This is a genomic window from Pseudoalteromonas sp. S2893 (assembly GCF_005887105.1).
Taxonomy (GTDB): Bacteria; Pseudomonadota; Gammaproteobacteria; order Enterobacterales; family Alteromonadaceae; genus Pseudoalteromonas; species Pseudoalteromonas atlantica.
In genome coordinates this window covers 1-3,152 of record NZ_PNCY01000038.1, presented here as the reverse complement: position 1 = coordinate 3,152, position 3,152 = coordinate 1, and the positions used below count along the sequence as shown (strand labels likewise).

The following is a 3,152-nucleotide window of genomic DNA, read 5'->3' as shown; positions in this document are numbered from 1 at the left end:
AGAGTTTTCAAAAGTAAAAAAGAATGATAGCAGTATCATTCAGTGCCAATTTAATCATTTATGATTAATTGGTATCTACTTTAGTATTCAATATTAACTTCTGGCGAAGTTAAACTGTCACATAACAAAGACCCGTTTGGGTTGTATGGTTAAGTGACTAAGCGTACACGGTGGATGCCTTGGCAGTTGGAGGCGATGAAGGACGTATTAACTTGCGATAAGCCTAGTCAAGCTAGTAAAAAGCGCTTGAGACTAGGATTTCCGAATGGGGAAACCCACCTGCTTGCAGGTATCGTTAACTGAATACATAGGTTAACGAGGCGAACGCGGAGAACTGAAACATCTAAGTACCCGTAGGAAAAGAAATCAACCGAGATTCCGATAGTAGCGGCGAGCGAAATCGGAACAGCCCTTAAGCTTATTATGTGTTAATGGAAGGCTCTGGAAAGTGCCACGATACAGGGTGATAGTCCCGTACATGAAAAGACATTTTAAGTGAAATCGAGTAGGTCGGAGCACGTGAAACTTTGACTGAATATAGGTGGACCATCATCTAAGGCTAAATACTCCCAACTGACCGATAGTGAACCAGTACCGTGAGGGAAAGGCGAAAAGAACCCCTGTGAGGGGAGTGAAATAGAACCTGAAACCGTGTACGTACAAGCAGTAGGAGCCTACTTGTTAGGTGACTGCGTACCTTTTGTATAATGGGTCAGCGACTTATATTTTGTAGCGAGGTTAACCGATTAGGGTAGCCGTAGGGAAACCGAGTCTTAACTGGGCGAATAGTTGCAAGGTATAGACCCGAAACCCGGTGATCTAGCCATGGGCAGGTTGAAGGTTGAGTAACATCAACTGGAGGACCGAACCCACTAACGTTGAAAAGTTAGGGGATGACCTGTGGCTAGGAGTGAAAGGCTAATCAAACCGGGAGATAGCTGGTTCTCCCCGAAATCTATTTAGGTAGAGCCTCGGACGAATACTTACGGGGGTAGAGCACTGTTAAGGCTAGGGGGTCATCCCGACTTACCAACCCTTTGCAAACTCCGAATACCGTAAAGTAATATCCGGGAGACACACGGCGGGTGCTAACGTCCGTCGTGAAGAGGGAAACAACCCAGACCGCCAGCTAAGGTCCCAAAGTCATAGTTAAGTGGGAAACGATGTGGAAAGGCCCAGACAGCCAGGAGGTTGGCTTAGAAGCAGCCATCCTTTAAAGAAAGCGTAATAGCTCACTGGTCGAGTCGGTCTGCGCGGAAGATGTAACGGGGCTAAACTATGCACCGAAGCTGCGGATTCATCTTAGGATGAGTGGTAGGGGAGCGTTCTGTAAGCGGTTGAAGGTGTACCGGGAGGTATGCTGGACGTATCAGAAGTGCGAATGCTGACATGAGTAACGATAATGCGGGTGAAAAACCCGCACGCCGGAAGACCAAGGGTTCCTATCCCATGTTAATCAGGGTAGGGTAAGTCGACCCCTAAGGCGAGGCCGAAAGGCGTAGTCGATGGGAAACGGATTAATATTTCCGTACTTGGTATAATTGCGATGGGGGGACGGAGAAGGCTAAGCAAGCATGGCGATGGTTGTCCATGTGAAAGTGAGTAGGCTAGCGACTTAGGTAAATCCGGGTTGCTGTTAGGCTGAGACACGAGACGAGCACCCAAGGGTGTGAAGTTGCTGATGCCATACTTCCAGGAAAAGCCTCTAAGCTTCAGATTATACCGAATCGTACCCCAAACCGACACAGGTGGTCAGGTAGAGAATACTAAGGCGCTTGAGAGAACTCGGGTGAAGGAACTAGGCAAAATCGTACCGTAACTTCGGGAGAAGGTACGCTCCTATCTGTGATGAGACTTGCTCTCTAAGCGGACGGGAGCCGCAGTGACCAGGTGGCTGGGACTGTTTATTAAAAACACAGCACTGTGCAAAATCGCAAGATGACGTATACGGTGTGACACCTGCCCGGTGCCGGAAGGTTAATTGATGGGGTTAGTTTTCGGACGAAGCTCTTGATCGAAGCCCCGGTAAACGGCGGCCGTAACTATAACGGTCCTAAGGTAGCGAAATTCCTTGTCGGGTAAGTTCCGACCTGCACGAATGGTGTAACCATGGCCACGCTGTCTCCACCCGAGACTCAGTGAAATTGAAATCGCAGTGAAGATGCTGTGTACCCGCGGCTAGACGGAAAGACCCCGTGAACCTTTACTACAGCTTGGCACTGAACATTGAACCTACATGTGTAGGATAGGTGGGAGACTTTGAAGCAGCGACGCTAGTTGTTGTGGAGTCGTCCTTGAAATACCACCCTTGTAGTTTTGATGTTCTAACGTTGGCCCCTGAATCGGGGTTACGGACAGTGCCTGGTGGGTAGTTTGACTGGGGCGGTCTCCTCCCAAAGAGTAACGGAGGAGCACGAAGGTTGGCTAAGTACGGTCGGACATCGTACGGTTAGTGTAATGGTAGAAGCCAGCTTAACTGCGAGACAGACACGTCGAGCAGGTACGAAAGTAGGTCATAGTGATCCGGTGGTTCTGAATGGAAGGGCCATCGCTCAACGGATAAAAGGTACTCCGGGGATAACAGGCTGATACCGCCCAAGAGTTCATATCGACGGCGGTGTTTGGCACCTCGATGTCGGCTCATCACATCCTGGGGCTGAAGTCGGTCCCAAGGGTATGGCTGTTCGCCATTTAAAGTGGTACGCGAGCTGGGTTTAGAACGTCGTGAGACAGTTCGGTCCCTATCTGCCGTGGGCGTTTGAGAATTGAGAGGGGTTGCTCCTAGTACGAGAGGACCGGAGTGAACGAACCGCTGGTGTTCGGGTTGTCATGCCAATGGCATTGCCCGGTAGCTACGTTCGGAACTGATAAGCGCTGAAAGCATCTAAGCGCGAAGCAGGCCTCGAGATGATTTCTCACTAGACTTTTAAAGTCTCTGAAGGGCCGTTGAAGACTACAACGTTGATAGGCAAGATGTGGAAGTGGTGTGAGCCATTAAGCTAACTTGTACTAATTACCCGTGAGGCTTAACCATACAACGCCAAACGCGTTTTGTGACAGAAACAAGCGACAGAAGTTAATAGCTAAAGTAGATAAATACTTAGACTTAAAAAATATTATCAGATATTTTCCAAATTTATGAGGTGACTCTT

1 rRNA gene is annotated in these 3,152 nt (G+C 48.8%); it reads left to right on the top strand.

The annotated features are described in order from the left end of the window. Positions 1-147: 147 nt before the first annotated feature. A 23S ribosomal RNA gene (locus CWC04_RS16135) occupies positions 148-3,034 on the top strand. The last annotated feature ends 118 nt before the right edge of the window (positions 3,035-3,152 follow it).